The sequence below is a fragment of the Streptomyces sp. NPDC041135 genome (genome assembly GCF_055592085.1).
This window is the reverse complement of sequence record NZ_JBVIYZ010000001.1, coordinates 385,389-400,487: the sequence shown is the minus strand read 5'-3', so window position 1 is coordinate 400,487 and position 15,099 is coordinate 385,389. Positions and strand designations below refer to the sequence as shown.

The 15,099-nt window shown below is 75.6% G+C and carries 13 protein-coding genes; 2 read left to right on the top strand and 11 right to left on the bottom strand.

Annotated elements, in window-relative coordinates; all coding sequences use genetic code 11:
- Window positions 1-14: 14 nt before the first annotated feature.
- From ACZ6CZ_RS01780 to hrcA, 9 genes are all read right to left on the bottom strand, one after another.
- On the bottom strand, window positions 15-920 hold the full coding sequence (locus ACZ6CZ_RS01780) for a ribonuclease Z (RefSeq protein WP_469013186.1): 906 nt from the start codon (window positions 918-920) through the stop codon (window positions 15-17).
- A gap of 6 nt (window positions 921-926) precedes the next feature.
- Complete coding sequence (locus ACZ6CZ_RS01775) at window positions 927-1,280, bottom strand: histidine triad nucleotide-binding protein (RefSeq protein WP_469013180.1); 354 nt, start codon at window positions 1,278-1,280, stop codon at window positions 927-929.
- 58 nt (window positions 1,281-1,338) lie between these two features.
- The gene (locus ACZ6CZ_RS01770) at window positions 1,339-4,536 is read right to left on the bottom strand and encodes a S41 family peptidase (RefSeq protein WP_469013177.1); all 3,198 of its coding nucleotides are present in this window, start codon (window positions 4,534-4,536) and stop codon (window positions 1,339-1,341) included.
- A 45-nt stretch (window positions 4,537-4,581) separates the two neighbouring features.
- A complete protein-coding gene (locus tag ACZ6CZ_RS01765) occupies window positions 4,582-5,148 on the bottom strand; it encodes a hypothetical protein (protein ID WP_469013175.1) in 567 nt (188 codons plus the stop codon).
- Window positions 5,149-5,238: 90 nt separating this feature from the next.
- Window positions 5,239-5,631, bottom strand: coding sequence for a VOC family protein (locus ACZ6CZ_RS01760; RefSeq protein WP_469013169.1), 393 nt, complete (start codon window positions 5,629-5,631; stop codon window positions 5,239-5,241).
- A 17-nt stretch (window positions 5,632-5,648) separates the two neighbouring features.
- Window positions 5,649-6,398, bottom strand: a complete 750-nt coding sequence (locus ACZ6CZ_RS01755; protein WP_469013166.1) for a 16S rRNA (uracil(1498)-N(3))-methyltransferase — start codon at window positions 6,396-6,398, stop codon at window positions 5,649-5,651.
- Window positions 6,395-7,513: a nitronate monooxygenase gene (locus tag ACZ6CZ_RS01750; RefSeq protein ID WP_469013163.1), complete on the bottom strand. Its 1,119-nt coding sequence runs from the start codon at window positions 7,511-7,513 to the stop codon at window positions 6,395-6,397. Before ACZ6CZ_RS01750 ends, ACZ6CZ_RS01755 begins: the two co-directional genes overlap by 4 nt.
- Window positions 7,514-7,624: 111 nt before the next feature.
- Complete coding sequence (gene dnaJ / locus ACZ6CZ_RS01745; protein ID WP_469013161.1) at window positions 7,625-8,758, bottom strand: molecular chaperone DnaJ; 1,134 nt, start codon at window positions 8,756-8,758, stop codon at window positions 7,625-7,627.
- Entirely contained in the window at window positions 8,759-9,775 is a 1,017-nt protein-coding gene (gene hrcA / locus ACZ6CZ_RS01740; RefSeq protein WP_469013159.1) for a heat-inducible transcriptional repressor HrcA, read from the bottom strand.
- Window positions 9,776-9,996: 221 nt separating this feature from the next.
- Between hrcA and ACZ6CZ_RS01735 the strand changes: the two genes are divergently transcribed.
- Both ACZ6CZ_RS01735 and ACZ6CZ_RS01730 read left to right on the top strand, forming a co-directional pair.
- A complete protein-coding gene (locus ACZ6CZ_RS01735) occupies window positions 9,997-10,719 on the top strand; it encodes an MBL fold metallo-hydrolase (protein WP_469013155.1) in 723 nt (240 codons plus the stop codon).
- A 67-nt stretch (window positions 10,720-10,786) separates the two neighbouring features.
- A complete protein-coding gene (locus ACZ6CZ_RS01730; protein ID WP_469013150.1) occupies window positions 10,787-11,647 on the top strand; it encodes a DUF3097 domain-containing protein in 861 nt (286 codons plus the stop codon).
- 25 nt (window positions 11,648-11,672) lie between these two features.
- On the opposite strand, the gene hemW is transcribed toward ACZ6CZ_RS01730, so the two are convergent.
- The gene (gene hemW / locus ACZ6CZ_RS01725; RefSeq protein WP_469013147.1) at window positions 11,673-12,905 is read right to left on the bottom strand and encodes a radical SAM family heme chaperone HemW; all 1,233 of its coding nucleotides are present in this window, start codon (window positions 12,903-12,905) and stop codon (window positions 11,673-11,675) included.
- A gap of 40 nt (window positions 12,906-12,945) precedes the next feature.
- A complete protein-coding gene (locus ACZ6CZ_RS01720; protein ID WP_469013145.1) occupies window positions 12,946-14,916 on the bottom strand; it encodes a SpoIIE family protein phosphatase in 1,971 nt (656 codons plus the stop codon).
- Between the last annotated feature and the right edge of the window lie 183 nt (window positions 14,917-15,099).

The following is a 15,099-nucleotide window of genomic DNA, read 5'->3' as shown; positions in this document are numbered from 1 at the left end:
ATCGTACGGCCGTTTCACCTGCGCTTCGGAACCGGCACGCGTTGCAGGTCGTGGGCCACGGTCAGCTCCCCGGTGAACCCGGCCGCCCGCGCCTGCCGCTCGAACTCGGCCGGGTCGGAGTAGCGCTGGCTGAAGTGGGTGAGCACCAGGTGCCGTACGCCCGCGTCACGGGCCACTGCCGCCGCCTGGCCGGCCGTGAGGTGGCCGTGGTCGGCGGCGAGCCTGGCGTCCTCGTCGAGGAAGGTCGACTCGATGACGAGCAGGTCGCAGTCCTCGGCCAGGGCGTGCACGCCCTCGCAGAGCCGGGTGTCCATGACGAACGCGAACCGCTGCCCGCGCCGCACCTCGCTGACCTCGTCGAGGCGCACGCCGCCGAGGACGCCCTCACGCTGGAGGCGGCCGACGTCCGGCCCGGTGATGCCGTGCGCGGCGAGCCGCTCGGGCAGCATGCGGCGCCCGTCCGGCTCGACGAGCCGGTAGCCGTAGGACTCGACCGGGTGGGAGAGCCGGCGGGCCTGGAGGGTGTAGGCGCCGGTGACCACGAGGTCGCCGTCGCGCTCGACGGGCGCCTCGGTGAGCCGGACCGTCTCGCGGTAGGCGGTGGCGTACCGCAGCCGGTCGAAGAAGCGCTGCCCCGAGCCCGGGTAGTGGGCGGTGACCGGGTGCGGGACCTGGTCGAGGTTGATGCGCTGGATGACCCCGGCCAGGCCCAGCGAGTGGTCGCCGTGGAAGTGGGTGACGCAGATCCGGTTCAGGTCGTGCGCGGCGACCCCGGCGCGCAGCAGCTGGCGCTGGGTGCCCTCGCCGGGGTCGAACAGGATGCCCTCGCCGTCCCAGCGCAGCAGGTAGCCGTTGTGGTTGCGGTGCCGGGTCGGGACCTGGCTGGCGGTGCCGAGGACCACCAGCTCACGTACGGACACGCCGCCTCACCCGGGGGGCCACTGCAGGCCGCGGCCGCCGAGGACGTGCGCGTGGGCGTGCCAGACGGTCTGGCCGGCGCCGCTGCCGGTGTTGAAGACGGTGCGGTAGCTGTCCAGGTTCTCCTGCTCGGCGACCGCCCCGGCCTCGGCCAGCACGTCGGCGGCCAGTTGCGGGGCCCCGGCGGCGAGCGCGGCCGCGTTCTCGTAGTGCGCCTTGGGGATCACCAGGACGTGGGTGGGCGCCTGGGGGTTGATGTCCCGGAACGCCAGGGTGGTCTCGCTCTCGCGCACGACCGTCGCCGGGACCTGCCCCGCGACGATCTTGCAGAACAGGCAGTCGTCCTGCGGTTCCCCTGCCATGCGGGCGCCTCCTCGCGCTGGTGATCACTGGTACGGGTGCATCGTAGCGAGCCGGGCGTCAGGACAGGTCCGGAAGGCCCGGCGGGGTCTTCGCGGGCGTCCGCTCCAGTGCGGCCAGGGCGAGGCGGACCGCCTCGTCGAGCTGCGCGTCCCGGCCCGCCACCCAGTCCTGGGGCCGCTGGACGACCTCGACGTCCGGCTCGACGCCGCGGTTCTCCACGGCCCAGCCGTGGCCCTCCATCCAGATGGCGTACTTCGGCTGGGTGACCAGCGTGCCGTCGACCAGGTGGTAGCGGCTGTCGATGCCGATGACGCCGCCCCAGGTGCGGGTGCCGACGACCGGGCCGATGCCGAGCACCTTGATCGCGGCGTTGACGATGTCGCCGTCCGAGCCGGAGAACTCGTTGGCGACGGCGACGACCGGGCCCCGGGGCGCGTCCTGCGGGTAGCTGGTGGGCCGCATGCCGCGCGGCACGTCCCAGCCGACGATCCGCCGGGCCAGCTTCTCCACGACCAGCTGGGAGGTGTGCCCGCCCCGGTTGTCCCGCACGTCCACGACGAGTCCCTCGCGGGTCACCTCCACGCGCAGGTCCCGGTGGATCTGGGCCCAGCCGGTGGCGGTCATGTCGGGGACGTGGAGGTAGCCGAGCCGGCCGCCGGAGACCTCGTGGACGTGGGCGCGCCGGTCGGCGACCCAGGCGTGGTAGCGCAGCGCCTCCTCGTCGGCGACGGGCACCACGACCGCGTGCCGCGGCTCGCCCCCGCCGGACGGCGAGACGGTCAGCTCCACGGGCTGCCCGGCCGTGCCGACGAGCAGCGGGCCGGGGCCGGTCACCGGGTCGACCGGGTGGCCCGCAACGGCGACGACGGCGTCCCCGGCGCGCACGGCGACACCGGGCGCTGCCAGCGGGGCGCGGGCGTCCGGGTCGGAGGTCTCCGTGGGCAGGACCCGGTCGATGCGCCAGGTGCCGTCCGGGTGCCGGGAGAGGTCGGCGCCCAGCAGGCCCTGGCCGGGGTCGCCGCCGTGGTGGTGGCCGTAGACGTAGGCGTGCGAGGTGCCGAGTTCGCCGTGCACCTCCCACAGCACGTCGACGAGGTCGTCGCGGGTGGCGATCCGCTCCAGCAGCGGCCGGTAGCGCTCCAGGACGCCGTCCCAGTCGACGCCGCCGAGGTCGGGCCGCCAGAAGTGGTCGCGCATCAGGCGGCCGGTCTCCTCGTACATCTGCCGCCACTCGGCGGCCGGGTCGACGTGCTGGCGGACCCGGGCGAGGTCGACGGTGACGCCGTCGCCGTCGTCACCGTCGCCGGCCCGGCGGTCGCTGGGCACGACGCGCAGCCGGCCGTCGGTCCACAGCAGCACCCGCTTGCCGTCGCCGCTGACCTCGAGGTGGCCGGCGTCGGCGGCGAGGTGCTCCAGGCGCCGCCGGGCCAGGTCGTAGCGCTCCAGGTGGGTGTGCGGGTCGAGGTCGTCGGGGGTGGCCCGGGAGGCGCCGAGGACGCCGCGCACCGGGTGGCGCAGCCACAGCACGCCGTCCTTGGCGGCCCGCAGGTCGGTGTACCGGCCGGCCTCGACCGGGAAGGGCACGATCCGGTCGGCGAGCCCCTCCAGGTCGATCCGGGTGGCCGGGGCGCCCTCGCTGTCGGGGGTCTCGTCCTTGTCGGGGGCCTCGACGGGCCGGCCGTGGCGCTGCGGGCCGAACGGCGAGGGGGTTGCCGCGGCCAGGGTGATCAGGTGCGGGCGGGCGCCGACGACGAAGGCCAGGTCGAAGACGTGCTCGTCGTAGACGGGGTCGAAGGCGCGGTGGGAGAGGAAGACCAGGTGCCTGCCGTCGAGGGTGAAGGCGGGCGCGTAGTCCTGGAAGCGCAGCGGGGTGGCCTCGGTGACGGTCAGGTCGGTGGTGTGGGCGAGCCGCAGCTGGGACAGCGGGCGGGGGCCGGGGTGCGTCCAGGCCAGCCACGCCGAGTCCGGTGAGAAGGCCGGCCCCGAGACCTCGCCGTCCTCGCTGCGGTCGACCTCGCGGACCTCGCCGGTCTCCCGTTCCACCAGCAGCAGCCGTCCGTCGTGGGCGGCGACGGCGACCCGGCTGCCGTCGGGTGCCACGGCCAGCTCCAGCACCCGGCCGAGCCGGCCCGCGGCCAGCCGGCGGGGCGGGGCGCCCGGGGCGAGCCCGGTGGCCGGCGCGAACTCCAGGGCGTCGTCGCCCTCGGCGTCCGTCACCCACACCACCCACTCCTCGCCGTCCACCCGGAAGGCGCGCGGCAGCCGGGCCCGTACCCCGGGCGTGGCGGCGAGGGCGCGGGCGGGGCCGTGGCGGTGGGTGACCCAGTGCACGCCGCCGCGCACGCAGACGGCGCTGCCGCGTCCGGTGTGGTCGGGGGAGGCGGCGCCGAACCAGCGGGCGGCGTCCACCGGATAGGGCCGCAGATCGGTGCGCTGGCCCCCGAGCCGCACCGCCAGCCGCCGGGGCTCGGCGTCCACCAGGTCGTCCAGCAGCCACAGTTCACCGGCCGAGCAGTACGCGACCCGGGTGCCGTCGGTGGCGGCGTGGCGGGCGTAGAAGCCGCCGAGCGGGGTGTGCCGGCGCAGGTCGGAGCCGTCGGCGAGGGAGGAGTACAGCGCGCCGGTGCCCTCGTGGTCGGACAGGAAGCAGATCCGCTCCCCCACCCACCCCGGGCACTCGATGTTCCCGTCGAGTTCCTGGTGGAGCCGGGTGAACTCGCCCTCGCCGTCCCGGTCGATCCACAGCTTGCCGGCCGTACCGCCGCGGTAGCGCTTCCAGGCGGCGGCCTCGCGCCCCATCGACGCCGACAGCAGCACCGTGGCCGGGCCGAACGCGACGTCGCCCACCGGGCCGTAGGGCAGGGTGGTGGCCGGTCCGCCGTCCAGCGGGACGGCGCGCGCCCAGCTGTGCCGGATGCCGGGCCGGTCGTGGGTGCTGACCGCGAGGACCTGTCCGTCGGGCGTCCAGCCGCGCACCCCGGTCTGCCGGCTGCCCCAGTGGGTCAGCCGCTTCGCGGGCCCGCCGGCCACCGGGGCGGTGTACACCTCGGGCGCGCCGTCCCGGCCGGAGGTCCAGGCGACGGCCGTGCCGTCGGGCGAGACACGCGGCCGGGTCACCGGCACGTTGTCGGAACTGACCCGCCAGGCCCGGCCGCCGTCGAGCGGCGCGAGCCACACGTCGTCCTCGGCGGTGAAGGCGACCAGGTCGCCGTGCGGGTGCGGGTAACGGACGTACGACGGGGTGCCCTCGGTCACCCGGTCAGCCTAGGCGGCGGCCGCGACCGGCGCCCCGGGAACGGATCACTTGCCCTCGACCGGCCAGCACGTCGGATCGCCGTGGCACCAGATCGTCCTGGTGACGGTGACGGTGACGGTGGGTCCCGGCCGCTGCCCGCCCCCGGTGGGCCGGTAGGTGACCGGCGGCCGGTACGTGGGCCCGGGCGTGGCGTCGCAGTCGCCGAGCCCGTCGACGCGGAACCATCTGCGGCCGCCGACCACGGCGGTCAGGTTCCCGCGCACGCAGGCGCCGTCGACGGCCCTGGTGACCCGGCCGGTGACGGTGATCCTGCGGCCGTCCCGGGTCCGCCCCTGGCAGTCGACCGAGACGACGGTGGCCGCGGACGCCGAGGAGGACCTGCCGCCCGCGGACCGGTCCTCGCCGTACCTGCCGGTGCAGCTGAGCCAGTCGACGTCGACGTGCTGCCGTTTCAGTTCAGCGGTCGCGGTCACGTCGGTCGTGTACGCGGCCGCCGAGGAGTTCAGATCCCCGGGCTGGCACGCCACCACACCGCCCGCGGCCGCGACCGTGAGCCCCGCGACGGCCGCCATCCGGGCCGGCCGGCGCCGAATACGCCTCAACACCCCCATGCGGGCAGCCTGCCACCGCCTCCCCGGGGGGCGGAAGGGCACATACGGCCACTCATCCGTTCGGGTCGTCAGCCGTGCCCGGCCGCGGCCTCAGGTGCGCAGCAGCAGCCACTGCTGGAGTTCCACCAGGTTGCCCTCGGGGTCCTTGAGGTGGGCGACGCGCAGGCGGTCGGTCAGGGGGGCGGGGCCGTGCAGCAGGGTGGCGCCCCGGGAGGTGATCCGCTCGCACGTGGCGTCGAGGTCGTCGACGCGCAGCACCACCAGCGAGCGGTGGCCGGTGGCCGCCTCGCCCGCCTCGCCCAGCACCTCGGCCATCATCGCCCGGTCCTGCAGCGCGATCCCGGCCGAGCCGACGTGCGGGGAGAACTTCTCGTACGGCCCCTCGACCGCCCCGGACTGCGGCTTCAGGCCGAGGACGTCGGCGTAGAAGCGGTAGCAGGCGGCGAAGTCGCCGACGAGGAGCCGGACCTGGGCGAGTTCCACGCTGTTTCCCCCCGGGGTCAGGACCAGCGGCCGGTGCGGCCCAGGAGCAGGGCCGCCGCCGCGGTCCCGGCGGTCGATGTACGCAACACCGTAGGCCCCAGCACGCAGGCCTTCGCGCCCGCCTCCAGGAACAGCGCCAGCTCGTCCCTGGACACGCCGCCCTCGGGGCCGACGACCAGCACGATGTCGCCGTCGGCGGGGAGTTCGGCGGTGGCCAGGGGCTCGCTGCCGTGCTCGAAGTCGGAGTGCAGCACCACGGCGAGGTCGGCGCCGGCGAGCAGCGCGGCGACCTGCCGGGTCGTCGCCGCGTCCGCGACCTCGGGGAAGCGGACCCGGCGGGACTGCTTGCCGGCCTCCCGGGCGGTCGCCCGCCACTTGCCGAGCGCCTTCGCGCCGCGCTCGCCCCTCCACTGGGTGATGCAGCGGGCCGCCTGCCAGGGCACGATGGCGTCCACGCCGACCTCGGTCATCGTCTCCACCGCCAGTTCACCCCGGTCGCCCTTGGGCAGGGCCTGCACGACGGTGATCCGGGGCCGCTCCCGGGGCTCCTCGCGGTAGGAGTCCAGCTGGACGACCAGCCGGTCCTTGCCCTCGGCGGCGAGCACCACGCATTCCGCCCAGCGCCCGGCCCCGTCGGTGAGGATGACGTCCTCGCCGGGCTCGAGCCGCTTCACGGACACCGCGTGCCGGCCCTCCGGGCCGTCGAGGACGTAACGGCCGCCGGGGCCCGCGTCGAAGTGCCCGACGACGAAGACGGGGGCCGTCATCGCGCGTCACCGGCCGTGCCGAGCGCCGCCCGGGCCTCGGCGAGTTCCGCCGCCAGCACCTCCACCAGCTGCCCGGCGGGCAGCTCGCGGGCCAGCCGGTGGCCCTGTCCGGCCCACAGCGCCATGCCCTGCGGGTCCCCGGCCTTCGCGGCGGCCTTGCGCAGCGGCGCGGTCAGGTGGTGGACCTCCGGGTAGGCGGCCGGGGCGTAGGGGCCGTGCTCGCGCAGGAACCGGTTGACCAGGCCGCGCGCCGGGCGGCCGGAGAACGCCCGGGTCAGCTCGGTGCGGGCGAACAGCGGGTCGGTCAGCGCCCGCTTGTGCAGGGCGACGGCGCCGGACTCGGGCGTGGCGAGGAAGGCGGTGCCGAGCTGGGCGGCACTGGCGCCCGCGGCGAGGGCGGCGGCGATCTGGCTGCCGCGCATGATGCCGCCGGCCGCGACCACCGGGACGGCGACGGCCTCGCGGATCTGGGCGATCAGCGACAGCAGTCCGATGCCGGTGCCGTCGTTCTCGGGGACGTCCCGGTGGGTGCCCTGGTGACCGCCGGCCTCCACGCCCTGGGCGATCACCGCGTCGGCCCCGGCCCGCTCCACCGCGAGGGCCTCCTCGGCGGTGGTCGCGGTCACCAGGGTGAGGGTGCCCGCGCGGCGCAGCGAGTCCAGGACCTCGCGGGCCGGGACGCCGAAGTGGAAGGAGACCACCGGCACCGGGTTGTCGAGAAGGACTGCGAGCTTGGCGTCGTAGCCGTCGTCGCGGCCGCTGTCCGGGTCACCGAGTTCGGTCTCGTACCAGGCGGCCTCCCCGGCCAGCTGGTGGGCGTAGACCTCCACCGCGCCGGAGTGCGGCACGGCGCCCGTCGCCCCCGCGAGGCCGGCGCCCGCACCGGGGTGCTCGGGCTGCGGCATGAACAGGTTCACCCCGAACGGGCGGCCGGTGAGCCCCCGCAGCTGCTTGATCTCCTGGTACATGCCGTCGGCGGTCTTGTACCCGGCGGCGAGGAAGCCGAGGCCGCCGGCCTCGCAGACCGCGGCGGCGAGCTGCGGGACGGAGACGCCGCCCGCCATGGGAGCCTGCACGATCGGGTGGGGGAAGAGATCGGTCAGCGCGGAGGACATGACGGCATGGTGTCACGTCCCGTGAACGAGTCCGAATCCGGCCTTCCGTCGGCATACGCCCCCGGCATACGGGGTGCCGGAGCACCCCGTCCGCGTCCGCGCCCCACCGGGTCAGCGGCCGTTGAAGGCGTCCTTCAGCCGGGAGAACAGCCCCTGCTGACCTGGCTGGAACTGTCCGGTCGGACGCTCCTCGCCGCGCAGCTTGGCCAGCTCCCGCAGCAGGCGCTCCTGCTCCGGGTCGAGCTTGGTCGGGGTCTGCACCTCGACGTGCACGATCAGGTCGCCCCGGCCGCCGCCGCGCAGGTGCGTGACGCCCCGGGCGTGCAGCGGGATCGACTGGCCGGACTGGGTGCCGGGCCGGATGTCGACCTCCTCCAGGCCGTCCAGCGTCTCCAGCGGGACCTTGGTGCCGAGGGACGCGGCGGTCATCGGGAGCGTGACCGTGCAGTGCAGGTCGTCGCCGCGCCGCTGGAACTGCGCGTGCGGCAGCTCGTGGATCTCGACGTACAGGTCACCGGCCGGACCGCCGCCGGGGCCGACCTCGCCCTCGCCGGCGAGCTGGATGCGGGTGCCGTTGTCGACGCCGGCGGGGATCTTGACGGTCAGCGTGCGCCGCGAGCGGACCCGGCCGTCGCCGGCGCACTCCGGGCACGGCGTGGGCACCACGGTGCCGAAGCCCTGGCACTGCGGGCACGGGCGCGAGGTCATGACCTGGCCCAGGAAGGACCGGGTGACCTGCGAGACCTCACCGCGGCCGCGGCACATGTCACACGTCTGGGCGGAGGTGCCCGGCGCGGCGCCCTCGCCGCTGCACGTGGTGCAGACGACCGCCGTGTCGACCTGGATGTCCTTGGTCGTGCCGAAGGCCGCCTCGTCCAGCTCCACCTCGATGCGGATCATGGCGTCCTGGCCGCGCCGGGTGCGCGAGCGCGGGCCGCGCTGCGACGCCGTGCCGAAGAACGCGTCCATGATGTCGGAGAAGTTGCCGAAGCCACCGGCCCCGAAGCCGCCCGCGCCGCCGCCGGACTGCGAGAGCGGATCGCCGCCGAGGTCGTAGACCTGCTTCTTCTGCGGGTCCGACAGCACCTCGTAAGCGGCGTTGATCTCCTTGAACCGCTCCTGGGTCTTCGGGTCCGGGTTGACGTCCGGGTGCAGCTCGCGCGCGAGCCTCCGGAACGCCTTCTTGATCTCATCCTGCGACGCGTCGCGGCGCACGCCGAGAACGGCGTAGTAGTCCGTGGCCACTTACGACTCCGCCAGGATCTGTCCGACGTACCGTGCCACTGCGCGTACCGCTCCCATCGTTCCCGGGTAATCCATGCGGGTCGGTCCGACCACGCCGAGCTTGGCGACTGCCTCGCCGCCCGAACCGTAGCCGACCGACACCACCGAGGTGGAGTTGAGCCCCTCATGGGCGTTCTCGTGACCGATGCGGACGGTCATGCCCGGATCCTGCTGCTCGCCCAGGAGCTTGAGGAGCACCACCTGCTCCTCGAGGGCCTCCAGGACGGGCCGGATCGTGAGGGGAAAGTCATGTCCGAAGCGGGTCAGATTGGCGGTACCGCCGATCATCAGCCGCTCCTCGTTCTCCTCGACCAGTGTCTCCAGAAGTGTGGAGAGCACCGTCGAGACCGTACCGCGGTCCTCGGCCTCGAACGCCTCCGGCAGGTCTTCCACCAGCCGGGGGACGTCCGCGAAGCGGCGGCCCGCCACCCGGCTGTTGAGCCGCGCGCGCAGATCCGCCAGGGACGTCTCGCCGAACGGCGCCGGGCAGTCGACCATCCGCTGCTCGACCCGGCCGGTGTCGGTGATCAGCACCAGCATCACACGGGCGGGAGCCAGCGAGAGCAGCTCCACGTGCCGCACGGTCGAGCGGGTCAGCGAGGGGTACTGCACGACGGCGACCTGCCGGGTGAGCTGCGCGAGCAGCCGCACCGTACGGGCCACGACGTCGTCGAGGTCGACGGCGCCGCCCAGGAAGTTCTGGATCGCCCGCCGCTCGGGCGGCGTCATCGGCTTGACGCCCGCGAGCTTGTCGACGAACAGCCGGTAGCCCTTGTCGGTGGGGATGCGCCCCGCGCTGGTGTGCGGCTGCGCGATGTACCCCTCGTCCTCCAGGGCCGCCATGTCGTTGCGGACCGTGGCCGGGGAGACGCCGAGGTTGTGCCGCTCGGTGAGCGCCTTGGAGCCCACCGGCTCCTCGGTGCCGACGTAGTCCTGGACGATGGCGCGCAGCACCTGCAGCCTGCGTTCACTCAGCATCCGCGCGCACCTCCAGCACTCGTCCCCACGGCCCCTCAGGCCCCCTGCCTGGCACTCTTGGCATGTGAGTGCCAGCATCCTCCGGCCCAGTGTACGGCCGTCGGGTACACACCGGGCAAGGCCGGTGCCCCAGGGCCTGTCGTCCGGATCACGCCGGCGTCGCGGGGCGTGGCACGCCCCTTCGCCGCGTCGTCGCCGGTCGCTGACGCTAGCGTCGCGGTATGACGGTGTCTTGGGAAGAGCTGGGCTGGGAGCGGGTGGCCGAGGGGGTGGGCCGGTGCCGGCTGCCCGGGTGGGACTGCACGGCCGGGCTGGTGCTCGGGGAGGGCACGGCGCTGGTGGTGGACGCGGGCTCCAGCCTCGCGGAGGGCGCCCGGCTGCGCGCGCGGGCCGAGGAACTGGCCGGGCGCCGTGTGACCCATCTCGCGCTCACCCATCCCCACTTCGACCACGTCTTCGGCGCCGCCGCCTTCGCGGGGGCCGAGGTGTACGCGGCGGTGGGCCTCGAGACGGTGTTCGCCCACGAGCGCGAGGCGCTGCGCCTGGACGCCGTCCGCAACGGCCTGCCGGTGGCGGACGCCGACGAGGCGGTCGACGCCCTGGCCGCGCCCCGCCACCTGGTCTCCGGCGAGTGGACCCTGGACCTCGGCGGCGGCCGGCAGGCGCTGCTGGCCAACGTGGGTCCCGGCCACACCGCCCACGACCTGGCCGTCCTGGTCCCCGGCGACCCGGAGACGGTGTTCTGCGGCGACCTCGTCGAGGAGTCCGGCGAGCCCCAGGCGGGCCCGGACGCCGTGCCGTCCCGGTGGCCCGACGCCCTGGACCGGCTGCTGTCGCTGGGCGGCCCGGACGCGCGGTACGTGCCCGGTCACGGCGCGGTCGTCGACGCGGCGTTCGTACGGGCCCAACGCGACGCGCTGGCGGCGCGGTTCGGCGTGAGCTGAGCGTCACCGCGGGCCCGCTCCGGCGTGTCGTGGGTGCGCCGGCGCCGCTTCTCCTATCGTCATCCGAATGCGCCCTCCCGTCTCCCGCCACCGCCCCGCCGACGAGAGCCCCTCGGGCCCGCGCCCCCGCCGGTACTCCGCCGACCTGACCCCGCCGTGGAAGAAGCCGACACCCGTCCCCGAGGTGCCGGCCGAGCCGGGCCTGGTGGTGGAGGAGCCGGGCAGCGGGTTCTGCGGCGCGGTGATCCGCTGCGAAGCGGGCACGGTCACCCTGGAGGACCGCTTCGGCAAGCACCGGGTGTTCCCGCTGGAGCCGCGCGGGTTCCTGCTGGAGGGCCGCGTGGTCACCCTCGTGAAGCCCCCGGCGGGTCCGCGGCGCCCGGCCCGCACGGCGTCCGGGTCGGTCGCCGTGCCCGGCGCCCGCGCGCGCGTGGCCCGCGCCGGGCGCATCTACGTCGAGGGCCGGCACGACGCCGAGCTGGTCGAGCGGGTCTGGGGCGACGACCTGCGCATCGAGGGCGTGGTCGTGGAGTACCTGGAGGGCGTCGACGACCTGCCCGCGGTCGTGGCCGAGTTCGCCCCCGGCCCCGGCGCACGGCTGGGCGTCCTGGTGGACCACCTGGTGCCCGGCTCCAAGGAGTGGCGCATCGCCGAGGCGGTGACCGGCGAGCACGCCCTGGTCGTGGGCCACCCCTACATCGACATCTGGGAGGCGGTGAAGCCGGCGTCCGTGGGCATCCCCGGCTGGCCCCGGGTGCCGCACGGACAGGACTGGAAGACGGGGGTGTGCCGGGCGCTGGGCTGGCCGGAGAACACCGGGGCGGCCTGGCAGCGCATCCTGTCCCGGGTGCGGTCGTACCGGGACCTGGAGCCGGAGCTGCTCGGCCGGGTCGAGCAGCTGATCGACTTCGTGACGGAACCGGCGTAGGCCGCCGGGGCGGTGGCGGCCGGGGTCAGTCGACCAGGTCGCGTACCACCGCGTCCGCCAGCAGCCGCCCGCGCAGGGTGAGCACCGCGCGGCCCTCGTCGTAGGGGGCGCGCTCCAGCAGCCCGTCCGACAGGGCGCGGCGGGCGGCGGCCAGCCCGTCCGGCCGCAGCAGGGACAGCGGCGCCCCCTCGCGCAGCCGCAGCTCCAGCAGGACCCGTTCCACCCGCCGGTCCTCGTCCGACAGCACCTCGCGCCCGGCGCCCGGGGAGCGCCCCGAGGCCAGCGCGGCGGCGTAGGCCCCCGGGTGCTTGACGTTCCACCAGCGCACCCCGCCGACGTGGCTGTGGGCGCCGGGGCCCGCGCCCCACCAGTCGGCGCCGCGCCAGTACAGCTCGTTGTGCAGGCAGCGGGCCGCCCCGGAGGTGGCCCAGTTGGACACCTCGTACCAGTCGAGACCGGCCGCCGTCAGCATCTCCTCGGCGATCAGGTAGCGGTCGGCGTGGACGTCGTCGTCGGTCGGCGCCACCTCGCCGCGGCGGATGCGGCGGGCGAGCTGGGTGCCCTCCTCGACGATCAGGGCGTACGCGCTGACGTGGTCGGGCCCGGCGCCGAGGGCCGCCGCCAGGGAGGCCCGCCAGTCGTCGTCGGACTCACCGGGGGTGCCGTAGATCAGGTCGAGGTTGACGTGCTCGAAACCGGCCGCCCTGGCCTCCGCCACGCACGCCTCCGGGCGGCCCGGGGTGTGGGTGCGGTCGAGGACCTTCAGCACGTGCTGCCGCGCGCTCTGCATGCCGAAGGAGACCCGGTTGAAGCCGCCCTCCCGGAGGGTGGCGAGGTAGGCCGGGTCGACGGACTCCGGGTTGGCCTCGGTGGTGACCTCCGCGTCGGCGGCCAGCCCGAACTCGTCGCGGATCGCCCCCAGCATCCGCACGAGGTCGTCCGCGGCGAGCAGCGTCGGGGTGCCGCCCCCGACGAAGACGGTGCGGACCTCGCGCGGGTCGTCGCCCAGCACCTTGCGGGCCAGCCGGATCTCGTCGGTCAGCGTGTCCGCGTAGTTGTCGCGGGACGCGAGCACCCCGCCGGTGCCGCGCAGCTCGGTGGCGGTGTAGGTGTTGAAGTCGCAGTAGCCGCAGCGGGTGGCGCAGTACGGGACGTGCAGGTAGAACCCGAGGGGGCGGCCGGCGGCCCCGGCGAGCGCGGCGGTGGGCAGCGCGCCGTCGGCGGGGACGGGCTCGCCGTCGGGGAGTGCGGAAGGCATGTCCCCCATTGTCCCGTACGGCCGGACCGCGGGGCGCGGGTCACTCGGCCTGGAGCACCAGCAGGGCCAGGTCGTCCTCCGGCAGGCCGCCGCCGAAGTCGTGCACCAGGCGGCGGATCCTTTCCGCGATCCGCTCCGCGCTCAGCCCCGCGCACCCGGCCAGGGCCCGCGCCAGGCCGTCGCCGTCGTCGAACTGGCGGGAGCCGGAGCGCCGCTCGGTGACCCCGTCGGTGACGCACAGCAGGCTGTCGCCGGGCCGCAGCTCGACGGTCTCGCTGGTGTAGGTCTCGTCCTCGACCACGCCCAGCAGCGTCTGCGGCCGGGCGACGGTACGAACGTCGCCGCCGGGCCCGAGGAGCAGCGGCAGCGGGTGCCCGGCGGAGGCGAGGGTGCAGCGGACGCCGCCGTCGAAGGGGACGAGTTCGCCGTACAGCAGGGAGAGGAAACGCGTCTGCGGGCCGTCCCCGGGCGGCACCGGCCGGCCCCCGGCGGCGACCAGGGCGCGGGCCGCCGCGTCGGCGGCCTCGGTGGCGTCGTCCAGGAGGAGCTGGTTGAGCCGGTCCAGGACGTCGGCGACCCGGTAGCCCTCCCGGGCCAGCAGCCGCAGCCAGGGCCGGGCGAGGCCGATGACGACGGCGGCCTCGGGGCCCTTGCCCTGGACGTCGCCGACGGCGAAGCACCAGCGGCCGTCGCCCGCCGGGAAGAGGTCGTAGAAGTCGCCGCTGGGGCCGCCCTTGTCGCAGGGCTCGTAGACGAGCGCGCTGCGCATCCCGGGGATCTCGGCGACGGCGCCGGGCAGCAGCCCGCGCTGCAGGACGGCGCTGATGGTGGCCTGGCGGGCGTACTGGCGGGCGGCGCCGATGGCGAGCGCCACCCGGCGGCCGAGGTCCTCGACGAGCCCGGTGATCTCGTCGGGGAAGCCCAGCAGCCCGTCGCGGCCGAGGACCAGGGTGCCCAGCGGCCGGCCGCCGGCGATCAGCCGGTAGGCGAGCGCCGTGCCGCGGCCGCCCCGCACACCGAGCGCCTCCCCGGGCCAGGGGTACGGCTCCGGGCCGGAGCGCAGGCCGTCCCGGGGCCGCGGCGGGTCCTTCTCCAGGGCGCGGCGCAGCTCCTCGATGCGGTCCTCGCTGCCGTGCCAGACCCGGGCCGGCCGGGGGCCCGCCGCGCCGGCGCCGTCGCCCCAGCCGCCGCGGGCCGTCGCCTCGTCCTCCAGCCAGATCGCGCACCAGTCGGCGAGGCGGGGCACGATCAGCTGGCCGGTGAGGGCGGTGACCAGATTCTCGTCGAGCTGTCCGGCGAGCAGGTCGGAGGCCTCGGCGAGGAAGGACAGCGCGCCCCGGCCCAGCCAGTCCCGGTCGCGCTCCGCCCGGGGCGGCTCGGGGGCGAGCACCTGGGCGACGTGCAGCGCGGGCGGCTCGGCGGGCCGGCCGGGGTCGGCGCCGCCCCCGGCGGGCAGCCGCGCCCACACCGTCTTGGCGCCGGTGCGGTAGGTGACGCCCCAGGACTCGGCGAGCGCGGCGACCAGCCGCAGGCCGCGGCCGTGATCGGCGGGGCCGTACTCGGCGTGCTCGGCGTACTCCGGATACTCCGGGGGGTCGGCCGGACCGTACCCGGGGTCGCGTCCGTCGTCCGCGTACTCGCCGTAGGGGGGCGTGCGGTACCGCGGCGGGGAGTCGTCGACGGCGTCACGCGGGGCGCGGGAGGGGTGGTGGTCGCCGACCTCGACGACGAAGGCGCCGGTGTCCTCCTCCACCCGCCAGTCCAGCTCCACGTCCGTGCCGGCGTGCACCACGGCGTTGGTGACCAGCTCACTGACGACGACCAGCGCGTCCTCGACGAGCCGCTGCGGGGCCACGACACCCAGGTCGGCCCACTCGGCGAGCGCCGCGCGCACCAGGGCGCGGGCCGCGCCGGGAGCGAGGGGGCCGCCCGGGAGCGCGGCGTGCGCCCGCGCGCGGGCGTCCGCGCCGTCGGGCGCGGGCGCGTCACGCTGCGTCGGTATGACCCCCATGTCCCGCTCCCCGAACAGTCCGGCCGATGGGGACAGGGTGACAGACCGGAAGGGTGCGTAAGCGGTGAGTCAGTGAAGTGGGCAGAAAGCGGTCCGACCCGTGTGCCAACCGGCCACCACCCGCGCGCCAACCGGCCAGCACCCGCGCGCGTACGGGCCGGCGAGCGCACGCCGGGCCGGGGC

What these genes read in the sequence shown, in the direction of transcription:
- ACZ6CZ_RS01755 (WP_469013166.1), bottom strand. Translation starts at nt 6,398, where the DNA reads ATGACGGCCCCCGTCTTCGTCGTCGGGCACTTCGACGCGGGCCCCGGC.
- ACZ6CZ_RS01720 (WP_469013145.1), bottom strand. Translation starts at nt 14,916, where the DNA reads ATGGGGGTCATACCGACGCAGCGTGACGCGCCCGCGCCCGACGGCGCG.
- hemW (WP_469013147.1), bottom strand. Translation starts at nt 12,905, where the DNA reads ATGCCTTCCGCACTCCCCGACGGCGAGCCCGTCCCCGCCGACGGCGCG.
- hrcA (WP_469013159.1), bottom strand. Translation starts at nt 9,775, where the DNA reads ATGCTGAGTGAACGCAGGCTGCAGGTGCTGCGCGCCATCGTCCAGGAC.
- ACZ6CZ_RS01735 (WP_469013155.1), top strand. Translation starts at nt 9,997, where the DNA reads ATGACGGTGTCTTGGGAAGAGCTGGGCTGGGAGCGGGTGGCCGAGGGG.
- ACZ6CZ_RS01765 (WP_469013175.1), bottom strand. Translation starts at nt 5,148, where the DNA reads ATGGGGGTGTTGAGGCGTATTCGGCGCCGGCCGGCCCGGATGGCGGCC.
- ACZ6CZ_RS01730 (WP_469013150.1), top strand. Translation starts at nt 10,787, where the DNA reads ATGCGCCCTCCCGTCTCCCGCCACCGCCCCGCCGACGAGAGCCCCTCG.
- ACZ6CZ_RS01775 (WP_469013180.1), bottom strand. Translation starts at nt 1,280, where the DNA reads ATGGCAGGGGAACCGCAGGACGACTGCCTGTTCTGCAAGATCGTCGCG.
- ACZ6CZ_RS01750 (WP_469013163.1), bottom strand. Translation starts at nt 7,513, where the DNA reads ATGTCCTCCGCGCTGACCGATCTCTTCCCCCACCCGATCGTGCAGGCT.